The sequence below is a fragment of the Pantoea sp. XY16 genome, from assembly GCF_025153065.1.
GTDB classification, from domain to species: Bacteria; Pseudomonadota; Gammaproteobacteria; order Enterobacterales; family Enterobacteriaceae; genus Pantoea; species Pantoea alfalfae.
On the sequence record NZ_JANZNP010000004.1, the window covers coordinates 423,256 to 439,206 of the forward strand.

The 15,951-nt window shown below is 53.0% G+C and carries 16 protein-coding genes; 5 read left to right on the forward strand and 11 right to left on the reverse strand.

Annotation, left to right across the window (positions count from 1 at the left end):
• Positions 1–321: 321 nt before the first annotated feature.
• Positions 322–1,857: a SpoVR family protein gene (locus N1689_RS06590; protein WP_033732860.1), complete on the forward strand. Its 1,536-nt coding sequence runs from the start codon at positions 322–324 to the stop codon at positions 1,855–1,857.
• Positions 1,858–1,900: 43 nt separating this feature from the next.
• Here N1689_RS06590 and fadR read toward each other — a convergent pair whose 3' ends face one another.
• The gene (gene fadR, locus N1689_RS06595; RefSeq protein ID WP_013358075.1) at positions 1,901–2,620 is read right to left on the reverse strand and encodes a fatty acid metabolism transcriptional regulator FadR; all 720 of its coding nucleotides are present in this window, start codon (positions 2,618–2,620) and stop codon (positions 1,901–1,903) included.
• Positions 2,621–3,091: 471 nt separating this feature from the next.
• Here fadR and dsbB point away from each other — a divergent pair, with 471 nt between their 5' ends.
• A complete protein-coding gene (gene dsbB / locus N1689_RS06600; protein ID WP_161734034.1) occupies positions 3,092–3,622 on the forward strand; it encodes a disulfide bond formation protein DsbB in 531 nt (176 codons plus the stop codon).
• Positions 3,623–3,694: 72 nt separating this feature from the next.
• Here dsbB and N1689_RS06605 read toward each other — a convergent pair whose 3' ends face one another.
• The 3 genes from N1689_RS06605 to N1689_RS06615 all read right to left on the reverse strand — a co-directional run bounded on the left by N1689_RS06605 (position 3,695) and on the right by N1689_RS06615 (position 5,458).
• Complete coding sequence (locus N1689_RS06605) at positions 3,695–4,141, reverse strand: YcgN family cysteine cluster protein (RefSeq protein ID WP_013358078.1); 447 nt, start codon at positions 4,139–4,141, stop codon at positions 3,695–3,697.
• Between the two features lie 65 nt (positions 4,142–4,206).
• A complete protein-coding gene (locus N1689_RS06610) occupies positions 4,207–4,866 on the reverse strand; it encodes a fumarylacetoacetate hydrolase family protein (RefSeq protein WP_222925393.1) in 660 nt (219 codons plus the stop codon).
• A 316-nt stretch (positions 4,867–5,182) separates the two neighbouring features.
• Positions 5,183–5,458, reverse strand: a complete 276-nt coding sequence (locus N1689_RS06615) for a YcgL domain-containing protein (protein WP_161734038.1) — start codon at positions 5,456–5,458, stop codon at positions 5,183–5,185.
• A gap of 155 nt (positions 5,459–5,613) precedes the next feature.
• On the opposite strand from N1689_RS06615, the gene minC reads away from it, so the two are divergent.
• Genes minC through minE form a run of 3 tightly spaced genes read left to right on the forward strand, consistent with a single transcriptional unit; the run spans position 5,614 to position 7,446 of the window.
• Positions 5,614–6,327 carry a septum site-determining protein MinC gene (gene minC / locus N1689_RS06620; protein WP_161734040.1) on the forward strand — a complete coding sequence of 238 codons (714 nt, stop codon included), beginning with the start codon at positions 5,614–5,616 and terminating at the stop codon, positions 6,325–6,327.
• A gap of 33 nt (positions 6,328–6,360) precedes the next feature.
• Positions 6,361–7,173: a septum site-determining protein MinD gene (gene minD, locus N1689_RS06625; RefSeq protein ID WP_003852716.1), complete on the forward strand. Its 813-nt coding sequence runs from the start codon at positions 6,361–6,363 to the stop codon at positions 7,171–7,173.
• 3 nt (positions 7,174–7,176) lie between these two features.
• On the forward strand, positions 7,177–7,446 hold the full coding sequence (minE, locus tag N1689_RS06630; RefSeq protein WP_008925314.1) for a cell division topological specificity factor MinE: 270 nt from the start codon (positions 7,177–7,179) through the stop codon (positions 7,444–7,446).
• Between the two features lie 53 nt (positions 7,447–7,499).
• On the opposite strand, the gene rnd is transcribed toward minE, so the two are convergent.
• From rnd to N1689_RS06665, 7 genes are all read right to left on the reverse strand, one after another.
• A complete protein-coding gene (gene rnd / locus N1689_RS06635; protein WP_161734042.1) occupies positions 7,500–8,621 on the reverse strand; it encodes a ribonuclease D in 1,122 nt (373 codons plus the stop codon).
• Positions 8,622–8,719: 98 nt separating this feature from the next.
• Positions 8,720–10,396: a long-chain-fatty-acid--CoA ligase FadD gene (fadD, locus tag N1689_RS06640; RefSeq protein WP_161734044.1), complete on the reverse strand. Its 1,677-nt coding sequence runs from the start codon at positions 10,394–10,396 to the stop codon at positions 8,720–8,722.
• A 206-nt stretch (positions 10,397–10,602) separates the two neighbouring features.
• Positions 10,603–11,199 (reverse strand): Slp family lipoprotein, encoded by a 597-nt coding sequence (locus N1689_RS06645; RefSeq protein WP_260058319.1) that lies wholly within the window; start codon positions 11,197–11,199, stop codon positions 10,603–10,605.
• A gap of 60 nt (positions 11,200–11,259) precedes the next feature.
• Complete coding sequence (gene tsaB / locus N1689_RS06650; RefSeq protein WP_260058320.1) at positions 11,260–11,958, reverse strand: tRNA (adenosine(37)-N6)-threonylcarbamoyltransferase complex dimerization subunit type 1 TsaB; 699 nt, start codon at positions 11,956–11,958, stop codon at positions 11,260–11,262.
• A gap of 44 nt (positions 11,959–12,002) precedes the next feature.
• The gene (locus tag N1689_RS06655; protein WP_260058321.1) at positions 12,003–13,919 is read right to left on the reverse strand and encodes an ATP-dependent DNA helicase; all 1,917 of its coding nucleotides are present in this window, start codon (positions 13,917–13,919) and stop codon (positions 12,003–12,005) included.
• Between the two features lie 249 nt (positions 13,920–14,168).
• Positions 14,169–14,906, reverse strand: coding sequence for a carbonic anhydrase (locus tag N1689_RS06660; RefSeq protein ID WP_260058322.1), 738 nt, complete (start codon positions 14,904–14,906; stop codon positions 14,169–14,171).
• Positions 14,907–15,550: 644 nt separating this feature from the next.
• The gene (locus N1689_RS06665; RefSeq protein WP_202604891.1) at positions 15,551–15,718 is read right to left on the reverse strand and encodes a hypothetical protein; all 168 of its coding nucleotides are present in this window, start codon (positions 15,716–15,718) and stop codon (positions 15,551–15,553) included.
• Between the last annotated feature and the right edge of the window lie 233 nt (positions 15,719–15,951).

The window sequence follows — 15,951 nt, forward strand, 5'->3', positions numbered from 1 at the left end:
AGAAATAAATGACAACGGAGGCAGTTAAATCTGCGCATGGCAGGAGAATGCTTCAACCCCATACATTCTGCTTATAAACAGGATGATATTCCGCGTTTTAAAATAACGTTCGAATTAAAAGCTATTAATTTCTCTGCCGCATCTGTCTGAATGATTTTGTGCCAAAGAATTCGTTTGAGTTCGCATTTCGGATAAGCGACAGTGGGCTATCATTGTTGTGTTCGCTCAGTTTTTTTCGGGTTCCCTTTTTCAGGATGAAGCCTTAAATAACCAGAACGGGTTGTCTTTCGGGTCAGCCGGTTTGCAAAAAAGAGGTGCGCTATGACGACGATCTTTGACGAAGCCATCAGAGACAGCAAACGACTCAATGACGGACCAGACTGGACATTTGAACTGCTTGATGTCTATTTAGCAGAGATAGACCGGGTTGCTAAACTGTACCGGCTTGATACCTACCCGCACCAGATTGAAGTGATTACCTCAGAACAGATGATGGATGCCTATTCCAGCGTTGGCATGCCCATCAACTATTCACACTGGTCATTCGGTAAAAAGTTTATTGAGACCGAGCAGCGCTATAAGCATGGTCAGCAGGGTCTGGCCTATGAAATCGTTATCAACTCCAACCCCTGCATCGCCTACCTGATGGAAGAGAACACCATGACCATGCAGGCGCTGGTGATGGCGCATGCCTGTTATGGCCATAACTCCTTCTTCAAGAATAACTATCTGTTCCGCAGCTGGACGGATGCCGGATCGATTGTCGATTACCTGCTGTTCGCCAAAAACTACATCAGTGACTGCGAAGAGCGCTATGGCGTCGAAGAAGTCGAGCGGCTGCTCGACTCCTGCCATGCCCTGATGAATTATGGCGTTGATCGCTATAAACGCCCGCAAAAAATCTCCCTTCAGGAGGAGAAGGCGCGACAGAAAAGCCGCGAAGAGTATCTGCAGAGCCAGGTGAACACCCTGTGGCGTACGCTGCCACGGCGTGAAACAGAAGCCGTGGCCTTTGAAGCCGCGCGCTACCCTTCTGAGCCGCAGGAAAACCTGCTCTACTTTATGGAGAAGAACGCTCCGCTACTGGAGCCCTGGCAGCGTGAGATTCTGCGCATCGTGCGCAAGGTAAGCCAGTATTTCTATCCGCAAAAACAGACCCAGGTGATGAATGAAGGCTGGGCAACCTTCTGGCACTACACCATCCTGAATCACCTCTATGACGAAGGCAAAGTGTCTGAACGCTTTATGATGGAGTTCCTGCACAGCCATACTAACGTCGTGTTTCAGCCACCCTATAACAGTCAGTGGTATAACGGCATCAATCCTTACGCCTTAGGCTTTGCGATGATGCAGGATATTAAGCGCATCTGTCAGTCACCGACCGAAGAGGATCGCTACTGGTTCCCGGATATCGCCGGTTCAGACTGGCTGGAAACGCTGCATTTTGCGATGCGTGAGTTCAAGGATGAGAGTTTTATCAGCCAGTTCCTGTCGCCGAAAGTGATGCGTGACTTCCGGTTGTTTACCGTGCTGGATGATGACCGCAATAACTATCTCGAAATCGCCGCTATTCATGATGAAGCAGGCTATCGGGCAATTCGCCAGCAGCTCTCTGCGCAGTACAACCTGAGTAATCTCGAACCCAACATTCAGGTCTATAACGTGGATGTGCGCGGTGACCGTTCACTGACTCTGCGTTATGTGCCGCAGAGCCGGACGCCGCTCGATAAGAGTCGTCGCGAGGTGCTGAAGCATGTGCATCGTCTGTGGGGATTTGATGTGATTCTGGAACAGCAGAACGAAGATGGTAGCGTTGAGTTACTGGATCGTAATCCGCCGCGCGGTTCATCGCTCTGACAGGCTAAACATAAAAAAAACCGGACGCGATGTCCGGTTTTTTTTATCGCTTATTACCGAGGTCGTCTGGCAGGTTCTTCTGCATACTGTGCCAGATTTCGCCGCTTCGGCGGCCATAGTTGCGCACCACCTCTACAATCTCATCCTGTCCTGGCTCTTTGTCGCACAGCGCCAGAAGTGTCAGATAGAAATCACGCGCGACCTGACGCGCTTCCGCACTGGAAAAGTAGTGACGACCTACACGGGTATAGAGGCCTTTCAGGCCATTGAGGATCAGACCGTAAATCGGATTACCTGATGCAAATGCCAGACCGCGGAACACCCGATAGTCGAGTTCGGTATAGGCATCCGCCTGATCGGCCGCGGCACTTACCGTCTCCAGCACTTCACGCGCCTTGTCCGGATGATGGCGCAGCGCACGGCTGATAAAAATTGATGAAATATTGCTGCGGACTGACAGCAGGTTGTCAATCAGCACCGGCACACTGTCGTGATCAAGGCGGGCAAGCGTCTCCAGAATATTCAGGCCAGATGTCTCCCAGAAATCGTTCACGCGCGTCGGTTTGCCGTGCTGAATCGTCAGCCAGCCGTCACGTGCCAGACGCTGCAGCACTTCACGCAATGTAGTGCGTGTCACCCCAATCAATTCAGAAAGCTCACGCTCAGCAGGAAGAATCGATCCGGGCGGAAAGCGACTGTTCCAGATGCTTTCAATAATATACTCTTCAGCAAATCCCGCTGGACTCTGAGCCTTTATAACCATAGCAATGTGTTCTCGTTGCTTTTCTAATCATGATGGGGACTCATCATACCAGACGCCCTATAGCGGATATAGCCTGCGTAACCATTAAAACCGGGCGCGGGCGCATATTTCAGACTGGCTGGCGACGAGTGCAACTGTTATAAGGCGACGGCCGGGTGCACGTTTTTCTGCGCGGGAACATTCAGTCTCAAAAACCAGCAGAAAAACATCCTGAAAGTACAGCATGCTGGTACCGGATGGCCTGCGCTTGCCGTTTCGCTTCCTGTCGATCGCAGCCGGGTTTTCTTAACGTCCCCACCTTCAAGCTGTTTACTGAGCAGGCAAAACCCTGAGGGCCTCCGCTTATCCTCATGTAACCTGCTCTGGATCAGAATCAGGTCATGTTTGCACACGATTTTTCCCTGTCCCTGGCTGGTTTGCCCGCGCTTTTGGTTTACACTGCGTGGCATTAACGTTTACAGGGAATGCAATATGTTGCGATATCTGAATCAATGTTCTCGTGGTCGGGGAGCCTGGTTATTACTGGCACTGACAGCGCTTGCACTGGAATTAACGGCACTCTTCTTTCAGCACGTGATGGGACTAAAGCCCTGCGTGATGTGTATTTATGAACGTAATGCGCTGTTTGGTGTACTGGGCGCGGGTCTGGTGGGTGCGATTGCACCGAAATCACCGCTGCGTCTGGGCGCTCTGGCGTTATGGATCTACAGTGCCTGGGAGGGTCTGCGTCTCTCTTATGAACACACGATGATTCAGCTGCATCCAAACCCGTTTACTACCTGTGATTTTGCCGCCCGTTTCCCCAGCGGATTACCGCTGGATAAGTGGCTGCCGTCGGTGTTTCTGGCCAGCGGTGACTGCGCAGAACGTAGCTGGACTTTCCTGACGCTCAGCATGCCGCAGTGGATGATAGGGGTATTTGCCGGTTATCTGCTGGTCGCAGTGCTGGTACTGATTGCCCAGCCTTTCAAACCTAAGCGTCGCGATCTCTTTAGTCGCTGACACGAAACGTTGCTGAGATCAAAAAAGGCTGCCAGTGGCAGCCTTTTTACGTTTCAGATGAGGCAGTGGCGCTTAGCCGTTGCGATCGGGACGATCAATAATGTGATCTTCCCAGTCCCGCACTTCACTCTCCCGCACTGCAATATAACGCACCGAAATTCGCTGCGCATGCATCGCGGTTTTCGAACCAGCCCGCAGCGGATGCCAGACCGGCAATCCTTTGCCCTCGCCCAGCAACCGGTAGGCGCAGGTGCGCGGCAGCCAGTTGAAGGTGGTCAGATTTTCGCGCGTAAGCTTGATGCAATCCTCTTCTAATTCGAAGCGGCGTTCATAGTTACGGCACTGGCAGGTTTTAATATTGAGCTGATTGCAGGCGACGTTGGTAAAGTAAATCTCATCCGTGTCAGCGTCCTGCAACTTGTTAAGGCAACACTGGCCACAACCATCACACAAGGATTCCCATTCCTCATCGCTCATTTGTGCCAGGCGTTTTTGTTGCCAGAAAGGGGTGTCAGTCATGATGATTTGTCCGGGTTATGCCTGAAACGCACCTTATAAAGCCTATGCTGCGGTGATGCAAGTTTTTAGAGTACACGCGTGCTGATGCCGTGACCCGCCAGCGACACGTCCAGCTTGTCACCCGAGCGCATCGGCCCCACACCCTCAGGTGTCCCGGTCAGAATGACATCGCCTGCACGCAACGTAAAATAGTGGCTCATATGTGCAATCAGCGGCAGAATTTTGTGAATCATATCGGCTGTGTTGCCGTGCTGACGCACTTCTCCGTTTACCACCAGCTTAAGCTCGACATTCTGTGGATCATCACTGAATTCGGCTACCGGGATGAAACCGGAGATGGGACAGGCGTTATCAAAGCCTTTGGATTTTTCCCATGGCTGGCCCGCTTTTTTCAACCCGGACTGCAGGTCACGCAGCGTCAGATCCAGCGCCACGCCATAGCCTGCAATCGCCTTAGCCACGTGTTCTTCACTCGCCTGCTTCAGCGTCGCACCTATCAGCACCGCCAGTTCTACTTCGTGATGAACTTCGCCAAAGGCGTCGGGAATAGAGAGCGGCTGGCGCAAATCACATAGCGCTGTTTCCGGTTTGATAAAGATTACCGGCTCGGTTGGGGTCGCACTGCCCATCTCTTTAATGTGTTTTGCATAATTACTGCCGACGCAAACCACTTTGCTGACCGGAAAATCTAACAGAGCGCCTTGCCAGTTATGATGCTGATACATGCTCATCCCCTGTTCAGGTTAGGTGTTGTGCCAGCGCGGCTGGCGGGTTGATGTTTGCTGATGCGTTGATCGAAATGCCAGCAACAGAGCGTGATAATAAGATCCTTTTAACCATCCGGGGTGCGGAATTTGTCAAAAAGCGTAAACGATGCCCCTGGCGTGCTGAATAATCGTACAAATAAGGTGTGAAAATGTGGACTGGGTATTTAAACAGGGGTAAACAGATAAGCTGCGCCGTTAATTTTGCGCAGCTTCAGAGCAATATTAACCCTGCAGTATCGCACCGACAGGATTTATATTTACAGAAGAATCCGAGTTAAACTTTTTTATCGGCCTCTAAATGAATTTTTAGCAGACTTTCAATCGGCGGTGGAAGCTGTAAATAATAACCCTGCTCGCTCAATCCCTGCTTAACTTTATTGATATCTGCGTTAGCCAGCCTGTCGCGGTCCGCCAGCTTCAGCACCATCGCCAGTTGCGGCTTGCCAAATCCTTTCAGCAATTCTTCCGGAACGCGCGAAAAATCGTCCTTTTTTTCAACATAGAGATAAGTCTGGTCACGTAACGGGCTTCTGTAGATCACACAAAACATATTTTTTACTCGAATTAACCGGCGTTGAGGCTTGTCTGAATATAGCTGTAACTATAACATGCTTGCAGAACTTCGAATATTCACCGTTAGCGCTTCAGCGATGATTTTATCATCGCCGGGTTAACGGTAGTGAAAACAGGACTGAGTCGGGACAGATGTCGCAAACGCCAATCGAATTCAAAGGTAGCAGTTTCACCCTGTCTGTCGTCCATTTGCATCACCATGACCCTGTGGTGATTCGCAAGGCACTCCAGGACAAGATTGACCAGGCTCCCGATTTCCTGAAAAACGCCCCGGTGGTGCTAAACGTCGCCACATTGAGTGCCGATGTTAACTGGAAACAGCTACAGCAGGCCATTCTTGCTACCGGTTTACGCATTGTCGGCGTAAGCGGCTGCAAAGATGATGCTTTGAAACGCATGATCGCCCGTGCAGGGCTGCCGGTACTGGCAGAAGGCAAAGAGTCCAGACCGCGCGCCGAGACACAGCAGCCGGCCCCCATTCCTGAACCACAGCCGGTTGTAACCGAGACGGCAGCAGCGAAAACCCGCATCGTGAACACGCCGGTGCGCTCAGGCCAGCAGATTTATGCGCGTGACGCCGACTTAATCATCACAAGCAGCGTCAGTGCCGGTGCCGAACTGGTCGCCGATGGCAACATTCATATTTACGGCATGATGCGCGGTCGCGCTCTGGCAGGTGCCAGCGGCGATCGCAACTGCCAGATTTTCTGTACTAACCTGGCTGCCGAGCTGGTCTCGATTGCCGGAGAGTACTGGATCATGGATCAGATCCCGCAAGAATTTTTTGGTAAAGCCGCGCGCCTGTGCCTGCAGGATGGCGCGCTGACTATCCAGACACTTAATTAGGCCCCTTTTCTTTTGTTAAGGAAATCAACATTTATGGCACGCATTATTGTAGTTACATCCGGTAAAGGGGGCGTTGGTAAGACCACGTCAAGCGCGGCCATCGCCACCGGTTTAGCGCAGAAAGGCAAAAAGACGGTCGTTATCGACTTTGATATCGGTCTGCGTAACCTGGATTTGATCATGGGCTGTGAACGCCGTGTGGTCTACGACTTCGTTAACGTTATCCAGGGCGATGCCACGCTGAACCAGGCGCTGATTCGCGACAAACGCACTGAGCAGCTCTACATTCTGCCTGCATCGCAGACCCGCGATAAAGATGCGCTGACCCGTGAAGGTGTTGAGAAAGTCCTGAACGATCTGGCCGCAATGGAGTTTGACTTCATCGTCTGTGACTCACCGGCAGGGATTGAAACGGGCGCACTGATGGCACTTTACTTTGCGGACGAAGCAATCATCACCACTAACCCGGAAGTCTCTTCTGTCCGCGACTCCGACCGTATCCTCGGCATCATCTCATCGAAATCCCGCCGCGCTGAAAACAGTCAGGACCCGGTGAAGGAGCATCTGCTGCTGACCCGCTACAACCCTGGCCGGGTAAACCGTGGCGATATGCTGAGCATGGAAGATGTGCTGGAAATTCTGCGCATTCCTCTGGTCGGTGTGATCCCTGAAGATCAATCGGTGTTACGTGCCTCTAACCAGGGTGAGCCGGTGATTCTTGACGGCGAATCTGATGCTGGCAAAGCCTATGCCGATACCGTTGAACGGTTACTCGGTGAAGTACGCCCCTTCCGCTTTATCGAAGAAGAGAAGAAGGGTTTCCTGAAACGCCTGTTCGGGGGATAAACCATGGCATTACTTGATTTCTTTTTATCCCGGAAGAAGAACACTGCCAACATAGCCAAGGAACGGCTGCAGATTATCGTGGCAGAACGGAGAAGGGGCGACAGTGAGCCCCACTATCTTCCGCAACTTAAGCGCGACATTCTGGAAGTGATTTGCAGATATGTGAAGATCGATCCGGAAATGGTCACGGTACAGCTCGATCAGAAAGGTGATGACATCTCGATTCTGGAGCTGAACGTCACGCTGCCAGAAACGGATGAAGTGACTAAATGACGCTGACCGTTTCCTGAATTTCCCCTGCGCAGTGGCAGGGGAAGTTTAACCGGTTAACAACCCGCAAGAATCTCCTCAATGCCGGGTTTCAGCAGTTCGCCCCGCCATCCGGTGAGTAATTCCGGCTGACGTCCCTGTGGCTTCAGGCCCCAGTGCTGGCTTAATACCTGATTAATCTGACGTCGTGACGCCAGTAACTCCTGACTGAATCCGCTCTGCTCACTGACCTGCTGCACCAGCGCCTTCATCGCCTTAAACACCTGCTTATAGTGCGGATGGTCGATCAGATTGCCCAGCGGTGCCGGCAGTTCATTCTCGTCAAGCGCCTCCGCTTCGGCCACCAGCGCCACCAGCGTTTTGCCGTGGAAACGGATTTCGTGGCCTGACAGCCCCAGATGATCCAGCTCCCCCAGAGAGCCAGGCATAAAGCGCGCCACTTTCCACAGATGCTCTTCGCGCACCACAAAATTCACCGCCATATCTTTTTCACGCGCCAGTTTCAGACGCCAGGCCGCCAGCCGCTGCAGTGCCGCCAGCTGACGCGGACGCAGTTGCCAGGCATTGGTGATATCCCGCCAGGCTTCATCCGGTGCCACGCTGTCGAGACGGCGCTGACAGAGGTTATCGCACTCACTGAGTGCCGCCGCCATGTTGCCAGCCTCTTCCGTGTTGATCATCAACTGACGGGCAATCGGCAGCAGATAGTGAACGTCCGCCGCCGCATACTCGCACTGACGCTGGGTCAGAGGGCGCGCCAGCCAGTCGGTACGGGATTCACTTTTATCCAGCTCGACCTGGGTAAAATGCGCCACCATGGAAGCAAAGCCCCAGGAAAGTGGCTGGCCGGAGAAGGCTGCCAGAATCTGAGTGTCAATCATAGGCGTCGGCAGCACGCCGAAACGGTGCAGGAAGACTTCCAGATCTTCCCCTCCGGCATGCAGAAATTTAGTCACGCGGGTGTCGGTCAGCAGCGCAATAAAGGGTGACCAGTCACGGATATTCAGCGGGTCAATCAGCACCAGCTGGTGATCGTCGAACAGCTGGATCAGGCCAAGCTGAGGGTAGTAGGTGCGGGTGCGGACAAATTCGGTGTCCAGTGCCACCGCTGTATGCTGGCGGGCTTTCTGACACACGTCAGCCAGTTGTTCATCCTGGTCGATAAGGGAATAATTCACGTCTGATTTCCACCGCAGCCAACAACGCGCGGCGCTCCATGTTAAAAACAATAAAAACGCCGGACATGCCGGCGTTCAACCTCAATTCTTATACAGATTCAGTTCGCGCCGGGCTTCGCCTCGTCGCGCAGCTCACGTCGCAGTATCTTGCCCACATTGGTTTTCGGTAACTCATCACGAAACTCAATGATTTTTGGCACCTTGTAACCGGTCAGCTGGCGGCGACAGTGATCGAGCACCTCTTCTTTGGTCAGCGACGCCTCTTTTTTCACGATGCAGACTTTTACTGCTTCGCCTGACAGGTCGCTGGGCACGCCAATTGCCGCGGCTTCACGCACTTTCGGGTGCTGCATCAGTACATCTTCGATCTCATTCGGATAGACATTAAAACCGGAGACCAGAATCATATCTTTTTTGCGGTCAACGATGCGAATGAACCCTTCCTGGTCAACGGTAACAATATCACCGCTGTGGAGCCAGCCATTTTTCAGCACTTCCGCTGTTGCTTCCGGATGCTGCCAATAGCCCAGCATCACCTGCGGACCACTGATACAGAGTTCGCCCGGCTCCCCCGGCACTACTTCGTTTCCGGCATCATCGAGAATGCGTACGTCGGTCGAAGGAACCGGCAGGCCGATACTGCCCGTATGGCAGCTGATGTCATACGGATTGACGGATACCAGCGGCGAACATTCGGTCAGGCCGTAGCCTTCCAGCAGATAGTGTCCGGTGAGCTTTTCCCAGCGCTCAGCCACCACTTTCTGCACTGCCATTCCGCCACCCGCAGAGAGGCGCAGCGTTGAAAAATCGAGTTTATTGAACTGCTCATCGTTGAGCAGCGCATTAAACAGCGTGTTCACGCCGGTAATCGCGGTAAACGGAACTTTACCCAGCTCTTTAACGAAGCCGGGAATATCGCGGGGATTAGTGATTAACAGATTCTGACCGCCCAGCTCCAGGAACAGCAGGCCATTCACGGTTAAAGCGAAGATGTGGTAAAGCGGCAGCGCGGTGACAACAAATTCTTTTCCGTCACGCAGTACCTTACCGTATGTCGCACGGGTCTGCTCCAGATTCGCCTGCATGTTGCGATGGGTCAGCATTGCCCCTTTCGCCACGCCGGTGGTGCCGCCGGTATATTGCAGGAAGGCAAGATCGTCATTCGAGACAGTCGGTCGCTGATAATTGAGCGTGGCACCCACTTCCAGCACCTGACGAAACGAAATGGCGCCGGGTAAATGGTATTTGGGCACCAGCTTCTTCACATACTTGACAACAAAATTAACCAGTGTGGCTTTTATCGGTGCCAGCTGATCGCCCATCCGGGTCAGGATGACATGCCGCACAGCGGTTTCAGCCACCACTTTTTCCAGGGTATGCGCAAAATTTGAGACAATAACGATGGCGCTGGCACCACTGTCATTGAGCTGATGCTTCAGCTCACGCGGCGTGTAGAGCGGATTCACATTGACCACGACCATACCGGCACGCAGTACACCAAACAGGGCCACCGGATACTGCAGTAAGTTAGGCATCATCAGCGCCACCCGATCACCTGCTTTCAGGCCCAGCTGATGCTGGAGATAAGCAGCAAAGGCACGGCTCTTCTCTTCCAGCTGACGATAACTCATCTTCTGACCCATGTTCAGAAATGCGGGTTGATCGGCGTAGCGTTTTACTGCCTGCTCAAAAAGATCCACCAGCGAGGTGTAACGATCTGCACTTATTTCGGCAGGTACATCTGCCGGGTAGCGTTTCAGCCAAACCTTATTCAAGGATCCACCCCGATAATTATGTTGTATTTCCATCGCTGCCTCAGCCAATCTGGTTTGTTAACAATATTTTAACTGATTGTACCAGTTTGCCTGTTTCGGCATGTTGAGGTTGCGAAGTGCATCACTAAATTTCGTGCCGGGAAAACAGGCCAATAAAAAGCCCGGTAGCGAGCGCCGCGACCGGGCTGGATAAATCATGTTTACACTTATTCGGTCAGGATGGTCTGCACCTCTGAGGGTCCGGTGTTGACCATTCCCCAGTAGGGATTAGGTCCCCAGTATCCGCCGCGATGACGGGTCGGACCATACCAGATCCAGGGATCCATTGGCTGTGGCGGTGCGGTTACCTGCTGGGCAATGCGCCAGCGCTGATAACCGCGCACATCAATGACCACAAATTTGTAATCGGCCTCACCAATTTTACCCTGCTCCGTGCCCTTCAGCGTACCCAGCACGGTAACGTACTGGTTTCTGACATCCACCGGATCAACAAAGCCGTGAATGTCTGCATAAATCCGGCCAACCGAGGCCGCCCCCAGACGCGGTCTGGCGCTCTCATCCAGCGGTTGTGCCGCAATCTCAAGCCGGGTTTTGCCGTTCAGGTTAGTGACATTCACTACCTTGCCGCCAAAGCGCGATTCCTGCCCGACAAAGAGCGAAGGATCGCTCATCACCCGCAACAGATCCTGCTGTGGCTGAGGTGAGCTGCCCTGCAGTGTGTCAGGAACGGAGACACAACCGGTTAACGCCAGCACACAGGTCAGCAGCAGACCTGAAAGGCCTTTACCACACATTGACGACATAGACGTTCTCCCGTTAGGTAAAGCGTTAGACTGGATGCATAACAATAAGTTGCGTGTATTTTACCGGCCAGGTAATTTTTTCCAGGCGACTTCATTACGCAGATACGTCGGCTCCGCCGTCTCCGGCAGCAACGTATTCTCCTGCGCCAGCGCAAGCATCGCCAGTGGCAGCATATCCTGTGCGGCAGGCAAAGTAACGTCGCTGGTGTTCAGGGTCAGATCGTGTCCCTGCTGCAGGGCAGGATAGGCCTGCCAGCCGGTGCCGGCGGTCATCCAGTCGCCAGAGAGCGCCTGCATCCGGGTGAGTGCTGCCTCAGGGGACAGCACGCATTCGCTGGCTTCACCCTGCCAGACACCCTGCTCATCACGCTGATATTCGGCCCAGTAAACCTCGCCCATTCGCGCATCGATAGCGGTTAACACCCGGGTTGCACCGTGCAGACGCCAGGCCCCTTCCGCCAGCGTCGCCAGGGTGGAAACGGCGATCATCGGCAGTGATGCGCCCAGTGCCAGGCCCTGAGCAATACCAATACCGATCCGCACGCCGGTAAAACTGCCAGGACCCCGGCCAAAGGCGAGCGCGTCCAGTTCGGTCAGTTCCAATTGCTGCGCCAGCAGCAGTTCCTCGACCAGCGGCAGAATACGCTGCGTATGATCGCGCGGAGCAATCTCGAATCGGGCATCAATCTGTTGCTGATTCAGCAAGGCGGCTGAACAGGCTTCTGTCGCCGTATCCAGCGCTAAAATTCGGGCTGACATGACTACCTCAGAAGAAAGAAAACGGCGCGCATCTTAGCATAAAATTACGCGTCTGGTTCGGGTTGCTGGCGGATAAAGGCGATGGCCTGAGCAATGTCGCGGGTGCGCGGCGTCGGCGGCAGGCTGTTAAGAAACAGTGCGCCATAAGGCCGTGAGACCAGACGCTGATCGCAAATGACCAGCACACCACGATCGTCCGTATCACGGATCAGACGGCCTACACCCTGCTTCAGGGTAATCACCGCATCCGGCAACTGCACATCCGCAAAGGGATCGCCGCCGCGAATCCGGCAATCTTCCATTCGGGCTTTTAGCAGCGGATCTTCCGGTGAGGTGAACGGTAGTTTGTCGATGATCACCAGGGACAGCGCATCACCCCGCACATCCACGCCTTCCCAGAAGCTGCTGGTCGCCACCAGCAGAGCATTACCCTTCTCGATAAACTGCTTCAGTAACTGACCTTTGCTGGTTTCACCCTGCACCAGCACCGGCAGTGTCATCGAGGCGCGAAACTCTGCGGCCAGCTCTCGCATCATCAGATGCGAAGTACAGAGGAAGAAACAGCGGCCTTTATTCGCATCGATCAACGGTTTCATCATTGCGGCCAGCTGGCGCGCGCCACCGGGACGGTTAGGTTCCGGGAGATTGCGTGGTACACAGAGCAAAGCCTGCTTCGCAAAGTCAAACGGACTGTTCAGGATCAGGCTCTTTGCCGCATTGACACCCAGCCGTTCGGCAAAGTGGGCCATTTTCTCATCTACCGCCAGGGTGGCCGAGGTGAAAATCCATGCGGCCTTGCGGTTATCCATCACCTCACGGAAGCGTTCCGCTACCGAGAGCGGCGTGAGCGCCAGGATAAAGTGGCGGGAAGTGCATTCATACCAGTAGCTGTAGCCCGGCTCGTTAATCGCCCGTAACCGTTTTAACCGGGTACGGTAGAGCGCGGCGCGCTCAAAGGCGGCATCCAGCAGAGCTGAGCGACCCAACGAGAGTTTGATGACGTCATAGCAGAGCTCCAGTGCATCATCCAGCAGGGTGAACATACGCAGAATCTGATTATCGCTCAGCAGCTCGCGTAGATTTCCGCGATAGCCGGGATCGCCCAGTGACAGGCGGAAATCCTGCGCGCATTGCGCCAGGCGGTCAGCGGATTTCTGCAGCTGCTGGGCATCGCGAACTTCGGTGCGGTAGGCGGTAATGATATCTTTGGCGAGATCGAGTAACTGACGGCTGGAAAGCTGTTGACCAAAATACTGACTGGCGATGTCAGGCAACTGATGAGCTTCGTCGAAGATCATCACATCCGCTTCGGGAATAAGTTCGCCGAAGCCGCCCTCTTTCACCACCAGGTCGGCAAGAAAGAGATGGTGGTTAACGACGACCACATCGGCGTCCATGGCGCGCTTACGCGCTTTGACCACGAAGCACTCTTTATAGCGCGGGCAGTCGGTGCCGAGGCAGTTATCGTTGGTGCTGGTCACCAGCGGCCAGACCGGACTGTCTTCGGTGACGCCCGCACAGCTGCTGATGTCACCATCTTCCGTCTGTGATGACCAGCTGCGCAGCGTCACCAGGTCAGTCAGCCCCTGCGCGGTGAGATCGCCGCCCGCCATCGACTGCTGTTCCATACGTTCCAGACAGAGATAGTTGGAGCGCCCTTTCAGTAAGGCGGTTTTACCTTTGAACTTCAGCGCCTTGATCATCGTGGGCAGATCGCGGGCATAGAGCTGATCCTGCAGCGCTTTGGATCCAGTGGAGACAATCACTTTTTTACCAGCCCGTAAAGCGGGTGCCAGGTAAGCATAGGTTTTACCGGTGCCGGTTCCGGCTTCGACCACCAGTTCACCCTGCTGTTTTACGGCTTCAGATACCGCCTGCGCCATCTCACGTTGTGCTTCACGCGGCTTAAAGCCTGCGATCGCCAGCGCCAGCGCGCCATCCACTGCAAAATCGTCTGCCACATACCCTCACTAAGAACGGCAAAAACACTGTAATTATGTCAGTATTGGATTAACAAAGCAAAATCGAAAAATATCAAAAACTTATAATTCTCATGCCGATACCAACACCCTCTTATATCAGCCCGATTTACAGCTGACAGGCACAGAAAAGGCGGCCCGAAGCCGCCTGAAAAAAACCCGTCGCGTTGCCGATATGCCTGATGACATATCAGTCAATTGCACAGGCAGAAGAAGCGCTAAAAACCGTTATTACTGCACAATCATCCGGCCATTCAGATGCTGCAGCGGACGATTATTGGTGGTTTTCAGTGCCTGTTTAAAGGCGTCGAGCTGCGCCTGAGAGAGCGTAACCGGCTCTTTCAGCACCAGCCAGCGAATACCTTCGCTGCAGGGTGGCGTCGTAAGGGAACCACTGAAGCGATAGTAGTGCAGGTCTCTGGGAAAGAGTGCGCGCAAATCTACCTGCCGGTTAATGTTTACCTGTTTGTTTTCCTCTTTCGGCATTGCGTCAATTAAGGGCACCAGTGCCGGATTCTCTTTACCAACCTTAAACATCACCGCGACCACGGCGAGATCGCCATCCTCTTTGCTGTGAACAAAGTGGGCTTCAAGCGGAAAGGTTTCTCCGTTAATCTGGTTTTCACTCGGTGTATGAAAATGATACTGACGCAGTGTGAATTTTTCACCATCCAGCACAAAGTCATCTTCCTCATCAACCGTTACCTGAATGGTGTGACCGTTGTTAATCACCTTCTCAGCGGATGTGTGATAAGCCAGATCAAGTGGCTGTAAATGTCCCTCGATCGGATTTGTAATATTAATGGGCGACTGTGACTTGCCTTCGTGACACATATGGAAGTCGCTGGTCAGTTCACTCCAGTGCGCCGGACCGGCTTTGCCTTCATAGGTCCAGTGCGGCTCCGCGGCACCTGCTGCGCTGACAGACGAAATCGCTATAACCAGACTTAACATTTTTAGTTGTTTCATTTTATCCCTGCTTAATAAGCTAATGTGCGGCTGGAATACTATTCCTCTCAGCTTTGCGTCAGCAAGATGACAAAATGCGGTTAATTAAAACAGGAATGAATAATGAGTCTATAATTTCTATCGATGTTAATTTAATAAATATTACTTGTAGATTTTTTATTTCAAATAACGATTTTTACGATCATTAATATGGACTTCCTGCTTCAGGAAATCGACTCAGCAACAAACCTGAAGAAAAAATGGGTCGGCAGGCTCAGAGAGAAAACAGCACAGAAAGAGGTGAATCGGTGCAGGCTACAGAAGTGAGAAACCGCAAAACTGCACGACTGGCGGTTTTGCGGTGTAAGCCTGAATCAGAAGAAAGGCACCTCGACAACTATCCCTTTGAGACGGTTAAACATCCTTTTCTAACGGATCGTCCTCCTCATCCTCTTCTTCATCTTCCGGATAGATCTCAGCATCATCTGGCAACGGTTCATCATAATCAGGACGTTCAGACATAATTACCTCCGGTGATAAATAGCAGTGCTGCTATTTCAACTGAGCATAGTTAACTGTCACCACCGGCCGCATATTTTCCGCCTGAAGTGTGAGCCAGGCGTAAACTTGCTGTAATAGACTGAAAATGAACTCACCGCATGGCGCTAATGGCGTATGTAGAGCGCGCCCGCCAGCATGATGATAAACAGCACCGCAAAGGTGATCACGCCTGGCTTAGTGCCTTTGGATAAACCCACAAACGCCGCGATAACAATAAACAGCAGCGTCAGTGCGCCAGCCATAACCCAAAAAAGATACTGCGTATTCGCCATGCTCTCATCCTCATCCAGTGGCGCGATTTTACGGCTGATTTATAACATTTTTAAGCCGGCACTGTCCTGAATTCTGTCCCGTTGCCCGCCTGTCAGGGCTGGCAGCAGGAGCGGCAATCGCCCTCCACCCTGAAAGCTGCCAGCCCGACAGTGTGATGCAGTTATCAAATGCAGAGGAACGCAGCGAGGAAACAAAGGCCCGGCTTATAATGATTAAATCAGCTTACTGTTGG

Coding starts and splice junctions, on each gene's coding strand:
- N1689_RS06590 (WP_033732860.1), top strand. CDS start 322: ATGACGACGATCTTTGACGAAGCCATCAGAGACAGCAAACGACTCAAT.
- fadR (WP_013358075.1), bottom strand. CDS start 2,620: ATGGTTATAAAGGCTCAGAGTCCAGCGGGATTTGCTGAAGAGTATATT.
- dsbB (WP_161734034.1), top strand. CDS start 3,092: ATGTTGCGATATCTGAATCAATGTTCTCGTGGTCGGGGAGCCTGGTTA.
- N1689_RS06605 (WP_013358078.1), bottom strand. CDS start 4,141: ATGACTGACACCCCTTTCTGGCAACAAAAACGCCTGGCACAAATGAGC.
- N1689_RS06610 (WP_222925393.1), bottom strand. CDS start 4,866: ATGTATCAGCATCATAACTGGCAAGGCGCTCTGTTAGATTTTCCGGTC.
- N1689_RS06615 (WP_161734038.1), bottom strand. CDS start 5,458: ATGTTTTGTGTGATCTACAGAAGCCCGTTACGTGACCAGACTTATCTC.
- minC (WP_161734040.1), top strand. CDS start 5,614: ATGTCGCAAACGCCAATCGAATTCAAAGGTAGCAGTTTCACCCTGTCT.
- minD (WP_003852716.1), top strand. CDS start 6,361: ATGGCACGCATTATTGTAGTTACATCCGGTAAAGGGGGCGTTGGTAAG.
- minE (WP_008925314.1), top strand. CDS start 7,177: ATGGCATTACTTGATTTCTTTTTATCCCGGAAGAAGAACACTGCCAAC.
- N1689_RS06645 (WP_260058319.1), bottom strand. CDS start 11,199: ATGTCGTCAATGTGTGGTAAAGGCCTTTCAGGTCTGCTGCTGACCTGT.
- tsaB (WP_260058320.1), bottom strand. CDS start 11,958: ATGTCAGCCCGAATTTTAGCGCTGGATACGGCGACAGAAGCCTGTTCA.
- N1689_RS06660 (WP_260058322.1), bottom strand. CDS start 14,906: ATGAAACAACTAAAAATGTTAAGTCTGGTTATAGCGATTTCGTCTGTC.
- N1689_RS06665 (WP_202604891.1), bottom strand. CDS start 15,718: ATGGCGAATACGCAGTATCTTTTTTGGGTTATGGCTGGCGCACTGACG.